This window comes from Micromonospora sp. WMMD710 (assembly GCF_029626045.1).
Taxonomy (GTDB): domain Bacteria; phylum Actinomycetota; class Actinomycetes; order Mycobacteriales; family Micromonosporaceae; genus Micromonospora.
Genome location: NZ_JARUBD010000001.1, coordinates 197,501 through 214,791 on the forward strand (window position 1 = coordinate 197,501; position 17,291 = coordinate 214,791).

Sequence of the window (17,291 nt, forward strand, 5' to 3'; positions counted from 1 at the left end):
AACGGAGGCGCCCAAAGGTTCCCTCAGCCTGGTTGGCAATCAGGTGTTGAGTGCAAGTACACAAGGGAGCTTGACTGTGAGACTGACAGGTCGAGCAGGGACGAAAGTCGGGACTAGTGATCCGGCACTTGCGAGTGGAAGCGGTGTCGCTCAACGGATAAAAGGTACCCCGGGGATAACAGGCTGATCTTCCCCAAGAGTCCATATCGACGGGATGGTTTGGCACCTCGATGTCGGCTCGTCGCATCCTGGGGCTGTAGCAGGTCCCAAGGGTTGGGCTGTTCGCCCATTAAAGCGGTACGCGAGCTGGGTTTAGAACGTCGTGAGACAGTTCGGTCCCTATCCGCCGTGCGCGTAGGATACTTGAGAAGGGCTGTCCCTAGTACGAGAGGACCGGGACGGACGAACCTCTGGTGTGCCAGTTGTCCCGCCAGGGGCACGGCTGGTTAGCTACGTTCGGAAGGGATAACCGCTGAAAGCATCTAAGCGGGAAGCCTGCTTCAAGATGAGGTATCCCACCCACTTTGTGGGGTAAGGCCCCCAGCTAGACGACTGGGTTGATAGGCCGGAAATGTAAGCCCGGTAACGGGTTCAGTTGACCGGTACTAATAGGCCGAGGACTTGACTACTAAGCTGCTACGCGTCCACTGTGCAACTCTCGATAAACGAACAACAGACCACAGTGTGGTGTTGTTTGACATGTCGATAGAGTTACGGCGGTCATGGCGGAGGGGAAACGCCCGGTAACATTCCGAACCCGGAAGCTAAGCCCTCCAGCGCCGATGGTACTGCACTCGTGAGGGTGTGGGAGAGTAGGACGCCGCCGGACAATCATTCCAGAAAAGGTCACCCCTCAGGGGGTGGCCTTTTCTGCGTTTCCGAGGCATGTGCGCAATCCTGGTTGTGGTGACCGACTCGGTTTCGGTGATCTCGGGGTGTCCCGGGGCGGGGATACCCCGAGATAACCGAAACCGAGTCGGTCAACGAGATTCGGGCGGGTGGGTCAGTCGCGGGTCTGCATTCCGGCGCGGAGGTTGCGCATCAGGCCGCCGGCGTCGCTGACCGAGCGCCCCGGAAACATCGCCATCACCACGCTGCCGTGATCGGCCCAGCCGCACACCGCGAAGTCGCCGCCCTCGCCGCTGGTGCTGCCACACTTCATGACGCCGCCCAGGTCGCCCGCGGGCAGCTCGCGCAGCCCGCTCACCGCGCCCGTCTCGTCGGACATCAGGCCGAACAGGCTGTCCAGGTCCCGTTTCGGCTGCCAGAGCAGGGTGGTGCCCCCGAAGATCAGGACGGACCGCTTGTCGTCGGCCGGGTCGCGGTAGACCGCGCCGAAGCTGCGGTCCAGCTCGATGTCGGCAGCCAGGCCGCTGCGCAGGTAGTCGGCGGTGCTCTTCGCCCGTTCGCTGTCGTCGCGGGTCAGGCCCGCCACCTGGTCCGGCGAGGTCAGGGCGGTGTCCTTCTGCTGCGCCACCCGCCACCCGCCGACGCCGAGGACCCCGGCTCCGGCCAGACCGACCACCAGCGCCACCGCCCAGCCGACCTTGCGTCGCCGCGACCAGCCGGCCTGCCGCTCGTCGGGGTCGCCCCCGGGGTCACGGGTGCTCAGCCGGATCGGCTCGTCGGTCAGCTCGACGGGCTCGCGACCGCCGTCGAGCGGGCGCTCGGTGAGATGTGCGTCGGACATAGCCGACACCGTACGCGAATGGCAGGTGGCGCACGTCGGGTCCGCCGAAGCCCTCCGTAGACTTTCACGAGTGACCGACAGACTCGATGCCCAACGCCCCGATGCCCCCGCCCTGGCCGGCCAGTACCAGCCCGGTGAGGTAGAGCAGCGACGGTACGAGCAGTGGGTAGCCGCCGGGCACTTCCGGGCCTCCGCCGACAGCGACAAGCCGCCCTTCACCATCGTCATCCCGCCGCCGAACGTCACCGGCTCCCTGCACATGGGTCACGCGTTCGAGCACACGCTGATGGACGCGTTGACCCGTCGCAAGCGGATGCAGGGCTTCGAGGCGCTGTGGCTGCCCGGCATGGACCACGCCGGCATCGCCACCCAGAACCTGGTCGAGCGTCAGCTCGCCGCCGAGGGCCTGTCCCGCCACGATCTCGGGCGGGAGAAGTTCGTCGAGCGGGTGTGGCAGTGGAAGGCCGAGTCCGGTGGGGCGATCCTCGGGCAGATGCGGCGCCTCGGCGACTCCGTCGACTGGGACCGTGAGCGCTTCACCATGGACGAGGGTCTGACCCGCGCCGTCCAGACGATCTTCAAGAAGCTCTTCGACGAGGGCCTCATCTACCGGGCCAACCGGATCATCAACTGGTGTCCGCGGTGCCTGACCGCGCTCTCCGACATCGAGGTCGAGCACACCGACGACGACGGTGAGCTGATCTCCATCCGGTACAGCGACGAGGTCGTGGTGGCCACCACCCGGGCCGAGACGATGCTGGGCGACACCGCCGTCGCGGTGCACCCCGACGACGAGCGGTACCAGCACCTGATCGGCACCGAGGTCGAGCTGCCGCTCACCGGCCGCCGCATCCCGATCGTCGCCGACGCGCACGTCGACCCGTCGTTCGGCACCGGCATGGTCAAGGTGACGCCGGCGCACGACCCGAACGACTTCGAGATCGGCCAGCGCCACGACCTGCCCGCGCTCACCGTGATGGACGAGCGTGGCGTGATCACCGTGCCCGGCCCCTTCGAAGGGCTGGACCGGTTCGAGGCGCGGCCGGCGATCGTCGCGGCGCTGCGCGAGCAGGGCCGGATCGTGGCCGAGAAGCGGCCGTACGTGCACGCGGTCGGGCACTGCTCGCGGTGCAAGACGACCGTCGAGCCGCGGCTGTCGTTGCAGTGGTTCGTCAACACGGCGCCGCTGGCCCAGGCCGCCGGCGACGCGGTGCGCGACGGCCGGGTGCGTATCGAGCCCGCCGAGCTGGCCAAGCGCTACTTCGCCTGGGTCGACAACATGCACGACTGGTGCATCTCCCGCCAGCTGTGGTGGGGGCACCGGATCCCCGTCTGGTACGGCCCGCAGGGTGAGATCGTCTGCGTCGGCCCGGACGAGCAGCCGCCGACCGGGGACGGCTGGCGGCAGGACGAGGACGTGCTGGACACCTGGTTCTCCAGCGCGCTGTGGCCGTTCTCCACCCTCGGCTGGCCCGAGCAGACGGTGGATCTCGCGAAGTTCTACCCGACGAGTGTCCTGGTCACCGGCTACGACATCCTCTTCTTCTGGGTCGCCCGGATGATGATGTTCGGCCTGTACGCGATGGACGGCAAGCAGCCGTTCGACGTGGTGGCCCTGCACGGCATGGTCCGGGACGAGCACGGCAAGAAGATGTCCAAGTCGTTCGGCAACGTGGTCGACCCGCTGGACTGGATCGACCGGTTCGGCGCCGACGCCACCCGGTTCACCCTGGCCCGCGGCGCGAACCCCGGGCAGGACGTGCCGGTCAGCGAGGACTGGTGCCAGGGCTCCCGCAACTTCTGCAACAAGCTCTGGAACGCCACCCGGTTCGCCCTGATGAACGGGGCGCACACGACCGGCGAGCTGCCGGCCGCCGAGCGGCTCTCCACCGTCGACCGGTGGATCCTGTCCCGACTCGCGCACGTCACCGCCGAGGTCGACGAGCAGTTCGAGGCGTACGAGTTCGCCAAGGTGTGTGACCTGCTCTACCACTTCGCCTGGGATGACGTCTGCGACTGGTACGTGGAGCTGAGCAAGCCGGTGCTCGCCGAGGGCGGTGAGCGGGCCGAGACCACCCGCCGGGTGCTCGGGCACGTGCTGGACCAGCTGCTGCGGCTGCTGCACCCGGTGATCCCGTTCGTCACCGAGGAGCTGTGGCTCGCGCTGACCGGTGGGGAGACGGTGCAGACGGCCGCCTGGCCGGTGGCCGACCGTACGCTGGTCGACGATGCCGCCGAGGCCGAGTTGGCCAGTGTGCAGCGGGTGGTCACCGAGATCCGTCGGTTCCGGTCCGACCAGGGGCTGCGCCCGACGCAGCGGGTGGCCGCCCGGTTGGACGGGCTGGCCGGGGCGGGTATCGCCGCTCACGAGCCGCTGATCCGCTCGCTGGTCCGGCTGGACCCGGCCGGCGACGACTTTCAGGCCAGCGCCACGCTGGCCATGCCCGGCGCGGTCGGTGTCGCGTTGGACACCCGGGGGTCGATTGACGTGGCCGCCGAGCGGGCCCGCCTCACCAAGGACCGCGCGGCGGCTGAGAAGGAGGTCGCGCAGGCCCGGGCGAAGCTCGGCAACCCGGCCTTCATCGGCAAGGCCCCCGAGCCGGTGGTCGCGAAGATCCGCGACCGGCTCGCCATCGCCGAGGCCGACCTGGTCCGGATCGACGCTGCTCTGGAGACGCTTCCCTCGTGACCGACCGTACCGATTTCGCCGCCGTCGAGGCCGAGCTGGCTGCCCGGGGCTTCACCCGCATGGTCTTCGAGCTGGACCGGATCGAGTCGCTGCTCGACCTGCTCGGCAGTCCACAGCGGGCGTACCCGTCGATCCACCTGACCGGCACCAACGGCAAGACGTCCACCGCTCGCATGATCGACTCGCTGTTGCGGGCGTTCGGGTTGCACACCGGCCGGTACACCAGCCCGCACCTGGAGACGGTGCGGGAGCGGATCAGCCTGGACGGGGAGCCGGTCAGCGAGGAGCGGTTCGCGGCGGTGTACCGGGAGGTCAAGCCGCTGGCGGAGCTGGTCGACGCGCGGTCCGACGAGCCGCTGACCTACTTCGACATGACCACCGCGCTGGCGTTCGCCACGTTCGCCGACGCGCCGGTCGACATCGCGGTGGTGGAGGTGGGTCTCGGCGGCGCCGAGGACGCCACGAACGTGATCCAGGCCGGGGTCTGCGTGATCACCCCGATCGGCCTGGACCACACCGAGTGGCTCGGTGACACGCTCCAGGACATCGCGCTGGCCAAGGCCGGCATCATCCACCAGGGCGCCACCGTCATCGCGGCGGCGCAGGAGGAGGAGGCCGCGCGGCCTCTCCTGGAGCGCTGCGCCGAGGTGGGCGCCACCATCGCCCGGGAGGGCGCCGAGTTCGGGGTGTTGAGTCGGGCCATCGCGGTCGGCGGTCAGGTGCTCAGCCTGCAGGGGCTGGGCGGTGTCTACGACGACGTGTTCATCCCGTTGCACGGCGCGCACCAGGCGCAGAACGCCGCCGTGGCGCTCGCCGCCGTGGAGGCGTTCCTGGGTGCGGGAACCACGCGGCAGCTAGATGTCGAGGCGGTCCGGGAGGGCTTCGCCTCGGCCAGTTCCCCGGGGCGGCTGGAACGGGTCCGCAGCGCGCCGACCATCCTGCTGGACGGCGCGCACAACCCGCACGGCATGGCTGCCACCGTGACGGCGCTGCAGGAGGAGTTCGCGTTCAGCAAGCTGGTGGCGGTGCTCGGCGTACTCGCCGACAAGGACGCGTCGAGCCTGCTGGAGCTGCTGGAACCGGTCATCGACGTGGTGGTGGTGACCCGCAACAGCTCGCCGCGGGCGATGCCGACGGAGGAACTCGCCGCGCTGGCCGTGGAGATCTTCGGCGAGGAGCGGGTCGAGACGGCCGACGAGATGCCGGACGCGATCGAGGTGGCGGTGGCGCTGGCCGAGGAGGACGTCCCCGGTGAGTTGAGCGGGGTCGGCGTGCTGGTCACGGGGTCGGTGGTGACGGTGGCAGACGCTCGTCGGCTGCTGGTGCGATGACCGGCCCGGAGCGGAACTCCCGCGCCACCGACGGGCCGAGCGGGGCGTCGCCCGACCAGGCCAGGCCCCGGGCCTCAGGGGAGGCGCACGCGGCCGATCAGCCTGGGGAGGCGCAGGCGGCCGATCAGCCGGGCGGACAGCCGCGCCGGTCGGGGCTGCGTGACCCGCAACGGGCGGTACGCGGACTGGGCGCCGGGACGCTCGGCCTGGAGGCGCTGGTGCTGCTGCTGGCCATCCAGCCGATCCGGGTGGTCGGGGGTGACCTGAGCGGCGCGGCGATCGGCGCGGTGGTGGCCCTGGCGGTGGCCGCCATCCTGGTCGCCGGCATGATGCGCCGCCCCTGGGCGTGGCACGCCGGTACCGTGCTCCAGGGCCTGCTGCTGTTGGCCGGCCTGCTGCACTGGTCGCTGTTCGCGCTGGGCGTCATCTTCGCGCTGGTGTGGGCGTACGCGGTGCACGTCCGCCGGGTCATCCTCGGCTGACCCGGCTCAGGCGTCGGCCCGTTCGCGCCACTGGGTGAGGGCGATGCCGTGGCCGTCCGGGTCGCGGAAGGCCGCCGCCCACACCTCCAGCTTGCTGCCCCGGTTGACCACCCGTGGGGCGTACGTGAAGCGGACGCCCGAGCCGCGCAACCGCTCGTACGCCGCCTCGATGTCGTCGACCTCGAGGTTGACGTGGACGAGCCGGCGGCTGATCGGGGCGGCCCCGGTGACCTCGCGCAGCACCAGTCGGGTCGTGCCGGAGGCGAGCACGGCGTTGCCCGCCCCCTGGTCGACCTCGGTGAAGCCGAGCATGTCGCGGTAGAAGCCGAGGGACCGGGCCAGGTCGGTGACCAGCAGGGTGAGGCCCACCCCGCTGATCGGGCCGGCCGGGTCCGCCGTGGTGCCCCCGTCGAACCCGAAGATCGCCTCGTCGAGTTCCTCGGCGGTGACGGGCCCGGTCGTCGTCGCCGTGCCCGAGGTGGGATCGTCCAGGGGCAGGTCGAGCGGGTCCAGAGGGTCCGTCGCGGCGGAGCCGGAACGTTGGGCGGGAGCCGGGTCGAAGCGTTCGGCCTCGGGCTGGTCGAAGCGCTCCTCGGCGGGCGGGCGCGGTGCCGGGGTGGCCCGTCGGGGCAGCCCGCCCGTGGTCGGCTGGCCGGCCGGCTGTTCGACGACGACACCCTCCAGCACCACCGGGCCGCCCGGGCTCTGGTGCATCACCACCGCCTCGCGCTCCTCCGGGTCGACACCCGGGTCGTCGCGCAGCGGATCGGCGCGCAGCGGGTCGGTACCGAGCGGGTCACGGAACGGGTCCGGGCCGAACTGGTCGCGGAAGTCGTCGTCCGGCGCGCGGTCGGCCCACGGTGGGGCGTCCTGCTGGATCAGCATCTCGTCCAGGGGTTCGGCGTCGGCGAACTCCGGCGGGAGGTCGGCGACGGCCGCCGACTCGGCGTGCGTCGCCACCTCGTCCCAGAGGACCTTGACGTGCCGCTGGTCGTCGAGCGCGACCCGGATCGGCAGGGTCTGGCCCAGCGACGGCCACTTCGACACCGGCACCCGTGGCTCGATGATCTTCTTGGATCGCGGCGGCAGGCCGGGGGCATCGATCACCAGTTGCAGCTCGCAGCGGCCGAACGCGTACTGGGTGGGTGGTTCGGACGCGCTGTGCACGTGCCCGACGCCGACCACCCAGGTGCGCCCACCGCCTTTTACGGTGGCCAGCGCGATCGCCAGCACCAGCAGGGCGACCCCGATCGCCACGATGGGCCAACTGGTCATGCCGAGGCCGAAGAGGACGACGAACGTGGCCACGGTGCCGAGCACCGTGCCGATCAGCTTGCGTACCGGCGCGATGGGCCGGTTCCCGCCATTCGCCACAGTGGACCTCCCGGGGGTCAGGGCCAGGCTAGGCCGGATCGGCCACCGGGGGAAAGACCGGCCGCCGCGCCGGCGCCGGGACCGGGTCGCTAGGCTGACCGTACCGATCCCGAGCGTCCAGCGCGTACAGGAGGAACCCAGCGTGTCCAGCAACAGCCCGGATGAGCGTAGCCTCGTTCTGATCAAGCCCGACGCGGTCCGCCGCGGCCTGGTCGGCGAGGTCCTCTCCCGCTTCGAGCGCAAGGGGCTGCGAATCGACGCGATGGTGCACCGGACGATGGACGCCGCGCTCGCCGACGCGCACTACGCCGAGCACGTCGACAAGGCGTTCTACCCGCCGCTGAAGGACTTCATGACCGGCGGCCCGCTGGTCGCCCTGGTGCTCTCCGGCGATGAGGTCATCGACGTCGTCCGCGGGCTGGTCGGCGCGACCGACGGCCGCAAGGCCGCCGCCGGCACGATCCGGGGCGACCTGTCGCTGTCCAACCGGGAGAACCTGGTGCACGCCTCCGACTCACCGGACAGCGCCAAGCGCGAGATCGCGCTCTGGTTTCCCGAGCTGGGCTGACGCTCCCGTTCAGCCGGCCGGGGGCAGTTTCGTCGGATTGCCGACCAGGTAGATCCCGGTGATCCGGCCCTCGGCCGCGGTGACGGTCAACGCGTACCGGTTGCCGTCGTCGCGGGTGAGCAGCGCGGCGGGTTCCCCGTTGAGTTCCAGCCTGCGGGTCGTCCAGCGCCGGTGGGGGCCGTAGATCCCGGCGAAGAACCGGGAGATCCGTTCCGAGCCGGTGATCGGGTTGCGGGCCGCCCGCACCCGTCCACCACCGTCGCTCCAGGCGATGGCATCTCCGGCGACCAGTCCGGTGAGCGTCGCCAGGTCACCGTCGCGGGCTGCGGCCAGGAACGCGTCGAGCAGCCGCTCCCGGTCCGACCGGCTGGCGGTGAACCGCCGCTGCTCCTGCCGTACCCGGGTCACCGCCCGGTGGTGCAGCTGCCGGCAGTCCGCGGGAGTCCGGTCCAGGATCTCCGCGATCTCGGTGTACGGCAGTTCGAAGGCGGTGTGCAGGACGTACACGGCACGCTCCGGCGGGGTGAGCCGTTCCAGCACGTGCAGCAGCGCGGTCGAGAGCGAGTCACGCAGCTCGACGCGGTCCAGTGGGCCGAACGGCGACGGCACGGTCGGCACCGGCTCCGGCAGCCACGTCCCCACGTACGTCTCGCGGGCCGCCTGTCGGGCCCGCAGCCGGTCCAGGGCCAGCCGGGTGACCACCCGGGACAGGTACCGACGGGGCTCGTCCACCGTCGAGCGGTCCACGCCCAGCCACCGCAGGTACGTCTCCTGGAGCACGTCTTCGGCGTCGTGGCGGCTGCCGAGCAGCCGGTAGGCGAGCCCGAGCAGCATCGGCCGGTGCGCCTGCAGCGCACCGGCCGCCTCTGCCGCCGCGTTGGTCACACGTGCGCCGGAGGCTCCAGGCGCATCGTCACCCCGATCCGGTTCCACACGTTGATTGTGGCGATCGCGAAGACCAGGTCGGCCAGTTCCTTCTCCGACCAGACCTTCGCGGCGGCGTCCCACACCTCGTCGGGCACCCCGTGCTCGCCGAGCTGGGTGACCGCGTCGGTGAGCGCCAGCGCGGCCCGTTCCCGCTCGTCGAAGAACGGCGCCTCCCGCCAGGTGGCGACCGCGAACAGCCGACGGCTCGACTCGCCGTTGGCGAGGGCGTCCCGGCTGTGCAGGTCCACGCAGTACGCACATCCGTTGATCATCGACGCGCGCAGCTTGATCAGTTCCAGCACGGTGTGGTCGACGTTCGTCTGGACGTACTTCTCCATCCCCATGACCGCCTGGTACGCCTGCGGCGCCACCTGGGTCGGGTTCATCCGTTGCACGACTACCTCCCTGATCGGTCCGATACCGTCACGACGGATCGGCCGGGGTGGGCCGTGACAACCGTGGCTGTGACCCCGCTCATGCCCGGGAGGCGGTGCTGGATCAGCCGCGGCCCGCCGGCACGGTGTCCGCCAGCACCTCCCGCGTCGGGGGGATCTGGACGTCCTCGGCGGCCGTGGCGGACGGGGTGGGCGTGGTGGGCGTGGTGCCGTCGCTGTCGCGCGGACCACGCCGGGTCACCCGGGCGGCCAACCGGCGCCCCACCTCGATCATGGGTAGCTCGACCCAGCGGTAGAGCACGTCCGCGACGATCAGCGCCACCACCACGGCGCCCAGGAAGACGGCGGTGCTGCGCCGGCCCATGGCCGGCAGCAGGCCCACCGCCACCCGCGCCGCGATGGACTGGATCAGATACATCGAGTACGACCGCTCGCCGATGAAGACCAGCGGACGTAGCCCCAGCCCGCGGGCGAGCACGCTGCGCGAGAGCAGGGGCGGCAGCAGCAGCGCGGCAGCGGCGGCGTACGTGCCGATCAGCGCCTCCTGGCCGAACCGGATCGGCCAGTACTGCACGGCCACCTGGAACACGATGAAGACCACGATCGCGGCGGTCGCCGTCACCGGGTGGGTCAACGGCCGAACCAGCGCGAAGCCTCGCGGGTGGTGCATCACCACGGCGGTGAGGCAGCCGAGCAGGATCGCCACGTAGTGGATCGGCCAGCTCAGCCAGGCGATGTCCGGCGGGATCATCGCGATGAAGAGCACGAGCAGACCGGCCGTGACCGCGAGCCGGCGGCGGAAGGCGGCGGTCACCAGGACGAACGCGATGGCCGGCCAGAACAGGTAGAACTTCTGCTCGATGCCGATCGTCCAGGAGTGCAGGTACGGCGCGGTCCCGGGCAGGAGTTCGTTGATGAAGAGCAGGTAGTACTTCATCAGGCGTTCGATCGTCTCGGCGCTGCCGCTGAGCCGGGCCAGGCCCCAGGTCAGGAAGAGCACGAGCAGGTAGACCGGCATGATCCGGAAGAACCGCCGCAGGTAGAACGCGCGCAGCGACACCCTGCCGTACCGGTGCTCCTCACGCAGCAGCAGCGTCGTGATCAGGAAGCCGGAGAGCACGAAGAACAGGTGGACGCCGATCCAGCCGGTCAGCCACTTCCAGGACGGGCCGCCGTAGTGGAAGGCGAAGACCATGATCGCCGCCACCGCCCGCAGCCCGTCCAGCGCGGGAAACCGGCGCATGGCCTGAAATTCGTCGTATCGAAGCGAACGCACCGGCGAAGTTTGCGTGAGCGCGCCACCGGGGGTCAAGCCGACCGGACGACTGGCGTTCACGTTCGCGTCACCCGGGCCGCCGCTCACGGTCGCCTCCGACCGATAGACCGACGTGGTCAACCCATGATCGGGAGGAAGAATGACCGAGCTTGATCGACGTACCCTGCTGCGGGCCGGCCTGGTGGCCGGGGCCGGAGTCGCCGGCGGCGCCCTGCTGGGTGGCACCGGGGCGAACGCCGCTCCGGCCTGGCGCCCGGCGGGACGCCCGGTCCTCACCCACGGGGTGCAGAGCGGCGACGTGACCGCGGACTCGGCGCTGGTGTGGACGCGGGCCGACCGGCCGGGTCGGATGCTGGTCGAGGTGAGCCGCCGGCCGGACTTCCGCGGCGCGCGGACGCTGCGCGGCCCGGTGCTCGCCCCGACCGGCGACTTCACCGGAAAGGTCCGGCTGCGGGGCCTGCCGGACGGCGAGCGGCTGCACTACCGGGTCCGGGTGGAGAGCCTGGACCGGCACGGCGTGGTCAGCGAGCCGCTGACCGGTTCGCTGACCACCGCCCCGGGGCGGCACCAGCGACGTGACGTCCGGTTCGTCTGGACCGGGGACATCGTCGGGCAGGGCTGGGGGATCGACCCGACCTACGGCGGAATGTCGATCTTCCGGGCGATGCGCGAGACCCGGCCGGACTTCTTCCTGTGCAGCGGCGACACCGTGTACGCCGACGGCCCGCTGGTCGAGTCGGTGACGCTGCCCGACGGACGGATCTGGCGCAACCTGGTCACCCCGGAGAAGAGCAAGGTCGCCGAGACGCTGGCCGAGTACCGGGGGCAGTTCGCGTACAACCTGCTCGATGAGCACCTGCGGGAGTTCGCGGCGGCGGTGCCGCAGATCAACCAGTGGGACGACCACGAGGTGCTCAACAACTGGTATCCGGGGGAGATCCTGGACGACCCGCGCTACACCGAGCAGCGGGTCGACGTGCTCGCCGCCCGGGCGAGTCAGGCGTTCCACGAGTGGCTGCCGGTGCCGGACAACGGGCCGCTGTACCGGCGGCTGTCGTACGGGCCGCTGCTGGACGTGTTCGTGCTCGACATGCGGACCCACAAGGACCCCAACGACGGCAACACGTACGCCGACCCGAAGCGTGGTCTGCTCGGCCGGGAGCAGCGGGAGTGGCTGATCCGGGAGCTGAAGAGGTCCACCGCGACCTGGAAGGTGATCGCCAACGACCTGCCGATCGGGGTCGTGGTGCCGGACGGTCCGACCGCCCAGGAGGGTGTCGCGCAGGGCGACCCGGGCGCGCCGGCCGGGCGTGAGCTGGAGTTCGCCGAGGTGCTGCGGGCCACCCACCGGGCCGGGGTGACCGGCATGGTCTTCCTGACCGCCGACGTGCACTACTCGGCCGCCCACCACTACGACCCGTCGCGCGCCGCGGTCGGCGACTTCACGCCGTTCTGGGAGTTCGTCTCCGGTCCGGCGCACGCCGGCGCGTTCGGCCCGAACGCGTTGGACGGCACGTTCGGCCCGCAGGCGGCCTTCGTGCACGCCCCGCCACGGGCGAACACCTCCCCGGCGGAGGGCTTCCAGCACTTCGGCGAGGTGTCCATCGACGGCGAGTCCGAGGCCCTGACGGTCCACCTGCGTGACCGGGACGGCGCCTCCCTCTGGAGCACGACCCTCCCCGCCCCCTGACCCCTTGGTCGATCATGAAGTTGTCGCCGCGGCACCCCGACGGGGGCGGCGGCAACGCCATGATCGACGGGGTCGGGCGGGTGGACGGCCTCCCCGGGCGGTCGGGATGAGCAGGGTGCTCAGCAGCTCGATGGTCGCGGTCGTGCCAGCGCCGTTCGGTCCGAGCAGGCCGAACAGCTCCCCGTTGCCAACCGTCAGGTCGACGCCGCGGACTGCCTGATCCTCCCGACGCTGGGGTCGTCACCATCCCCTGCGGCTGCGGTACGTGCGGCTCACCCCGACCGCCTCGATCGCGTGTTCGCTCGCGACACGCAGGCTAGAAGCGACCGGGACGGGTGCGAAACGAATTCGGATCGAGCCGAATGCTCAGGCCGAGGCGCTCACCGGCTCGTCACCGATGAGCTGCACCAGCGCCAGTCCGGCCGGTTCCAGGCCGTAGAGCACCCGTCGGCCCGCCCGGCGGCGGTGCACCACGCCGGCGGCCAGCAGAGCGGAGAGCTGCTCCGACACGGTGCTCGGGGCGAGCCCCAGTGTGGCCGCGAGACCGGCGGTGGTGGCCGGCCGCACCAGGGCCCGCAGCACCTGGGCGCGACCCCGGCCGACCAGCACCGCCAACCGATCCGTGGCCGGTGCGGTCCGGGGTGCCGAGGTGGGCCCACCCTCGGCGAGCACCACCGCCCCGCGCGCCTGGTAGGAGACGGCGATGATCTCCGGATGGTCGGTGGCGCAGACGAGTGCTCCCTGCGAGAAGATCAGGGGAACCAGCAGCAGCCGCTGGTCCACCGCCACGAACTGCTGCTCCGACGGCTTCACCAGCGTCAACACCGGCTTGTCCCAGCGCACCCGCTCGTGCAGGTCGGCCAGCAGGGCGTCCGGACCGTCGGCGGCGAGCGCCCGAGCCCGGTGCAGGACCTCCTCGTCCAGCGCCGCCCGCATCGCCGGCCACCACGGCGCGATGGCCGCCTCCCAGTACGCCTCGATGCCGTCGGCGAGCCGGTCCAGGGCGGCCCGCCGGTCCGTGACGAACGGGCCCAGCCACTCCGGCAGGTCGTCCGGGTCGTAGTAGCGGGGGATCTGCTCGGCGATCACCTCAGCCGGCGTCGCCCGCAGTTCGGCGAGTTGTTCGGCCAGGGTCGGCGCGGCCGACGTGGGGATCGGGCTGAGGAAGTCCGGTGCGGGTAGGCCGACGGTCAGCAGCCGGGCCGGCGCGGCCGCCGGCACCTCGTCGAGCACCCGCCGTGCGTGCCGCGCCCAGGCGGTGTACGGCCAGGGCACCTCTTTCGGAGGCCGGCGCAGCACGAACAGGCTGGTCAGCACCTCCCAGAGCGGGCTGGTGGCGATCCGGGTACGGCCCAGCGTCGGCTCGTCCAACTCGATCCGGATCACCCGGCCAGCCTAGGGTGCCGGCGCGCGCGTTTACTCGGCGGCGGTGCGGTGGGTGGGTCTTGTATTGTTGACGGTCGTAAGGCGATGACCCGGCCATCACCGGTGAGCCTCCGGAAGAACAGCCGGGCAACCGGCCCAGTAGAACCGGACGGGTGCGGCCCGTCACAGCCGGCAATGAGCGGGCGGTCGATCCTGACCGCCAAGCGGGGTGGTACCGCGGGCCACCGGGAGCGCCGTTCGAGGCGTACCCCGGACGGTTCGTCCTCGCAGACCCACGTTGCGTGAGCTGCATGAGGAGAGCGACCCCCGATGGCCTATCCGTTGCACGACCCGACCGCCGCCGGTGTCCCGGCGAGCCCGGACCTGCCCGCGGTCGAGCGCCGGGTGCTGGAGCACTGGACGGCCGACAAGACCTTCGAAGCCTCCGTCGAGGCCCGTCCCGCCGGTGACGACGGCAAGAACGAGTACGTCTTCTACGACGGCCCGCCGTTCGCCAACGGCCTGCCGCACTACGGCCACCTGTTCACCGGGTACGTCAAGGACGTGGTGCCGCGCTACCAGACCATGCGCGGGCGGCACGTCGAGCGGCGCTTCGGCTGGGACTGCCACGGCCTGCCCGCCGAGGTGGTGGCCGAGAAGCAGCTCGGCATCACCAGCAAGGCGGAGATCATCGACCTGGGCGTGGCCCGGTTCAACGAGGCCTGCCGCACCTCGGTGCTGGAGTTCACCCAGGACTGGGAGCGGTACATCAACCGGCAGGCCCGCTGGGTCGACTTCGCCAACGACTACAAGACCCTCGACCTGGACTACATGGAAAGCGTCATGTGGGCCTTCAAGACCCTGCACGACAAGGGTCTGATCTACGAGGGCTTCCGGGTGCTGGCGTACTGCTGGCGGTGTGAGACCCCCCTGTCGAACACCGAGACCCGGATGGACGACGTCTACCGGGACCGGCACGACCCGACGCTGTCGGTGTGGTTCGGGCTGACCGCCGACGAGTCCGCCCCGGAGCTGGTGCGCGGGCCGGTCAGGCTGGGCGTCTGGACGACCACGCCGTGGACCCTGCCGTCGAACCTGGCGCTCGCCGTCGGCCCGGACATCGAGTACGCGGTGCTGGAGCACCGGGGTTCCCCCGACCGCGAGGGCAGCGGGGAGCGCTACGTCGTCGGCGCGGCGCGGCTGTCCGCGTACGCCAAGGAACTGGACGGGTACGAGCAGGTCGGCACGGTGTACGGCCGCGACCTGGTCGGACGCCGCTACACGCCGCTGTTCGACTTCCTCGTCGAGCAGGCCGGGGACAACGCCTACCAGGTGCTCGGCGCGGAGTTCGTCACCACCGAGGACGGCACCGGGATCGTGCACCTCGCCCCGGCGTTCGGTGAGGACGACCAGAACGTCTGCAACGCCGCCGGCATCCCCACCATCGTCACCGTGGACGACCACACCCGGTTCACCGCGCTGGTCCCGCCGTACCAGGGTGAGCAGGTCTTCGACGTCAACAAGCCGGTGATCCGGGAGCTGAAGGAGCGGGGGGTGGTGCTCAAGCAGGACACCTACACCCACTCGTACCCGCACTGCTGGCGCTGCGACACCCCGCTGGTCTACAAGGCGGTGTCCTCGTGGTTCGTCGCGGTGACCCAGTTCCGGGACCGGATGGTCGAGCTGAACCAGGAGATCAACTGGACGCCCGGCCACATCAAGGACGGTTCGTTCGGCAAGTGGCTGGCCAACGCCCGCGACTGGTCGATCAGCCGGAACCGGTTCTGGGGCTCCCCGATCCCGGTGTGGAAGTCCGACGACCCGAACTACCCGCGCCTGGACGTCTACGGCTCGCTGGCCGACATCGAGCGGGACTTCGGCGTACGCCTGAGCGACCTGCACCGGCCGGCGGTGGACGACCTGGTCCGCCCCAACCCGGACGACCCGACCGGCCAGTCGATGATGCGTCGGGTGCCGGAGGTGCTGGACTGCTGGTTCGAGTCCGGGTCGATGCCGTTCGCCCAGGTGCACTACCCGTTCGAGAACGCGGACTGGTTCGAGCACCACTACCCGGGTGACTTCATCGTCGAGTACATCGGGCAGACCCGCGGCTGGTTCTACACGATGCACGTGCTGGCCACCGCGCTGTTCGACCGGCCGGCGTTCCGCAACTGCCTCAGCCACGGCATCCTGCTCGGCTCGGACGGCCGCAAGATGTCCAAGAGCCTGCGCAACTACCCGGACGTCTACCACGTCTTCGACGCGTACGGCTCGGACGCGATGCGCTGGATGCTGATGTCCTCGCCGGTGCTGCGCGGCGGCGACATGGCGGTCACCGAGGCGGGGATCCGCGACGCCGTCCGGCAGGTGCTGCTGCCGCTGTGGAACGTCTGGTACTTCTTCTCGCTGTACGCCAACGCCGACGGCTACACCGCCCGCCGCCGCACGGACTCCACGCACCTGCTCGACCGCTACGTGCTGGCGAAGACCAACGAGCTGGTGTCGACGGTCGGCGCGCAGATGGAGGCGTACGACATCTCCGGCGCCTGCGCCACCGTCCGCTCCTACCTGGACGCGCTGACCAACTGGTACGTGCGCCGCTCCCGGGACCGGTTCTGGTCCGGTGACGCCAACGCGTTCGACACCCTGTCGACCGTGCTGGAGACGCTGTGCCGGGTGGTGGCGCCGCTGGCGCCGCTGACCGCGGAGGAGATCTGGCGCGGGCTCACCGGGGAGCGTTCGGTGCACCTGACCGACTGGCCGCAGGCGAGCGAGTTCCCGGCCGACCACGACCTGGTCGCCGCGATGGACGCCACCCGGGCGGTCGCCTCGGCGGCGCTGTCGCTGCGCAAGGCCAAGGGTCTGCGGGTGCGGCTGCCGCTGTCGAAGCTGACCGTCGCCTCGCCGGCGGCGGAGCAGCTGCGTCCGTTCGCCGACCTGGTCGCCGACGAGGTCAACGTGAAGGCCGTGGAGTTCAGCGCGGAGCTGGCCGCGTACTGCGAGCAGGTGCTGACCGTGGTGCCCCGGGCTCTCGGCCCGCGGGTCGGCAAGCAGGTGCAGCAGGTGATCAAGGCGGTCAAGGCGGGCGACTGGGAGCTGGTCGACGGCGCCCCGGTGGCCGCCGGCGTCACCCTGGCCGAGGGCGAGTACGAGTTGCGCCTGGTCGCCGCCGACGCCGAGCACTCCGCGCCGCTGCCCGGCGGTGAGGGCGTGGTGGTGCTGGACACCGAGGTCACCCCGGAACTGGCCGCCGAGGGGCTGGCCCGGGACGTGGTGCGGGTCGTGCAGCAGGCCCGCCGGGACGCCGACCTGGACGTCTCGGACCGGATCGTGGTGTCGGTGTCGGCCTCCGAGGAGGTGCGCGCGGCGGTGGCCGCGTACATCGACTTCGTGTCCGGGGAGGTGCTGGCCGACTCGGTGGACTTCGCCGAGGGCCTCGACGGCTTCGCCGGCGAGGTGGGCGAGGGCGACCGCGTGACGGTCACCGTCCGCCGGGTGTGACGT

Annotated in this window: 13 protein-coding genes and 2 rRNA genes (1 of these 15 cut by a window edge); 8 read left to right on the plus strand and 7 right to left on the minus strand. The window is 70.9% G+C overall.

Annotation, left to right across the window (positions count from 1 at the left end; all coding sequences use genetic code 11):
* Positions 1-629: ribosomal RNA gene (locus O7620_RS01010) — 23S ribosomal RNA — on the plus strand; it begins 2,479 nt to the left of the window's first position.
* Between the two features lie 83 nt (positions 630-712).
* Positions 713-829: ribosomal RNA gene (gene rrf / locus O7620_RS01015) — 5S ribosomal RNA — on the plus strand.
* 174 nt (positions 830-1,003) lie between these two features.
* Here the strand turns inward: rrf and O7620_RS01020 are convergent.
* Positions 1,004-1,690, minus strand: a complete 687-nt coding sequence (locus tag O7620_RS01020; protein ID WP_278121295.1) for a hypothetical protein — start codon at positions 1,688-1,690, stop codon at positions 1,004-1,006.
* Between the two features lie 70 nt (positions 1,691-1,760).
* On the opposite strand from O7620_RS01020, the gene O7620_RS01025 reads away from it, so the two are divergent.
* From O7620_RS01025 to O7620_RS01035, 3 genes are read left to right on the plus strand one after another with little or no spacing between them, the layout of a single operon-like run.
* Positions 1,761-4,379, plus strand: coding sequence for a valine--tRNA ligase (locus O7620_RS01025; RefSeq protein ID WP_151492428.1), 2,619 nt, complete (start codon positions 1,761-1,763; stop codon positions 4,377-4,379).
* Entirely contained in the window at positions 4,376-5,710 is a 1,335-nt protein-coding gene (locus tag O7620_RS01030) for a folylpolyglutamate synthase/dihydrofolate synthase family protein (protein ID WP_278121298.1), read from the plus strand. Before O7620_RS01025 ends, O7620_RS01030 begins: the two co-directional genes overlap by 4 nt.
* Positions 5,707-6,192 (plus strand): DUF4233 domain-containing protein, encoded by a 486-nt coding sequence (locus tag O7620_RS01035; RefSeq protein WP_278121300.1) that lies wholly within the window; start codon positions 5,707-5,709, stop codon positions 6,190-6,192. Before O7620_RS01030 ends, O7620_RS01035 begins: the two co-directional genes overlap by 4 nt.
* 6 nt (positions 6,193-6,198) lie before the next feature.
* On the opposite strand, the gene O7620_RS01040 is transcribed toward O7620_RS01035, so the two are convergent.
* Positions 6,199-7,566: a VOC family protein gene (locus O7620_RS01040; RefSeq protein WP_278121302.1), complete on the minus strand. Its 1,368-nt coding sequence runs from the start codon at positions 7,564-7,566 to the stop codon at positions 6,199-6,201.
* Positions 7,567-7,708: 142 nt separating this feature from the next.
* Between O7620_RS01040 and ndk the strand changes: the two genes are divergently transcribed.
* Positions 7,709-8,134 (plus strand): nucleoside-diphosphate kinase, encoded by a 426-nt coding sequence (gene ndk, locus O7620_RS01045; RefSeq protein WP_151492432.1) that lies wholly within the window; start codon positions 7,709-7,711, stop codon positions 8,132-8,134.
* A gap of 9 nt (positions 8,135-8,143) precedes the next feature.
* Here ndk and sigJ read toward each other — a convergent pair whose 3' ends face one another.
* The 3 genes from sigJ to O7620_RS01060 form a co-directional block, all read right to left on the minus strand.
* Positions 8,144-9,019 carry an RNA polymerase sigma factor SigJ gene (sigJ, locus tag O7620_RS01050; RefSeq protein ID WP_278121305.1) on the minus strand — a complete coding sequence of 292 codons (876 nt, stop codon included), beginning with the start codon at positions 9,017-9,019 and terminating at the stop codon, positions 8,144-8,146.
* The gene (locus O7620_RS01055) at positions 9,016-9,456 is read right to left on the minus strand and encodes a carboxymuconolactone decarboxylase family protein (protein ID WP_278121307.1); all 441 of its coding nucleotides are present in this window, start codon (positions 9,454-9,456) and stop codon (positions 9,016-9,018) included. The genes sigJ and O7620_RS01055 overlap by 4 nt, the downstream gene beginning before the upstream one ends.
* 103 nt (positions 9,457-9,559) lie before the next feature.
* Complete coding sequence (locus tag O7620_RS01060; protein WP_278121309.1) at positions 9,560-10,732, minus strand: acyltransferase; 1,173 nt, start codon at positions 10,730-10,732, stop codon at positions 9,560-9,562.
* Between the two features lie 139 nt (positions 10,733-10,871).
* Here O7620_RS01060 and O7620_RS01065 point away from each other — a divergent pair, with 139 nt between their 5' ends.
* Positions 10,872-12,422: an alkaline phosphatase D family protein gene (locus tag O7620_RS01065; RefSeq protein ID WP_278121310.1), complete on the plus strand. Its 1,551-nt coding sequence runs from the start codon at positions 10,872-10,874 to the stop codon at positions 12,420-12,422.
* Positions 12,423-12,434: 12 nt separating this feature from the next.
* On the opposite strand, the gene O7620_RS01070 is transcribed toward O7620_RS01065, so the two are convergent.
* Positions 12,435-12,620: a hypothetical protein gene (locus O7620_RS01070; RefSeq protein WP_278126804.1), complete on the minus strand. Its 186-nt coding sequence runs from the start codon at positions 12,618-12,620 to the stop codon at positions 12,435-12,437.
* 168 nt (positions 12,621-12,788) lie between these two features.
* The gene (locus O7620_RS01075; RefSeq protein ID WP_278121311.1) at positions 12,789-13,808 is read right to left on the minus strand and encodes an ArsR family transcriptional regulator; all 1,020 of its coding nucleotides are present in this window, start codon (positions 13,806-13,808) and stop codon (positions 12,789-12,791) included.
* Positions 13,809-14,117: 309 nt separating this feature from the next.
* Between O7620_RS01075 and ileS the strand changes: the two genes are divergently transcribed.
* Positions 14,118-17,288, plus strand: a complete 3,171-nt coding sequence (gene ileS / locus O7620_RS01080) for an isoleucine--tRNA ligase (RefSeq protein WP_278121312.1) — start codon at positions 14,118-14,120, stop codon at positions 17,286-17,288.
* Positions 17,289-17,291 lie beyond the last annotated feature (3 nt).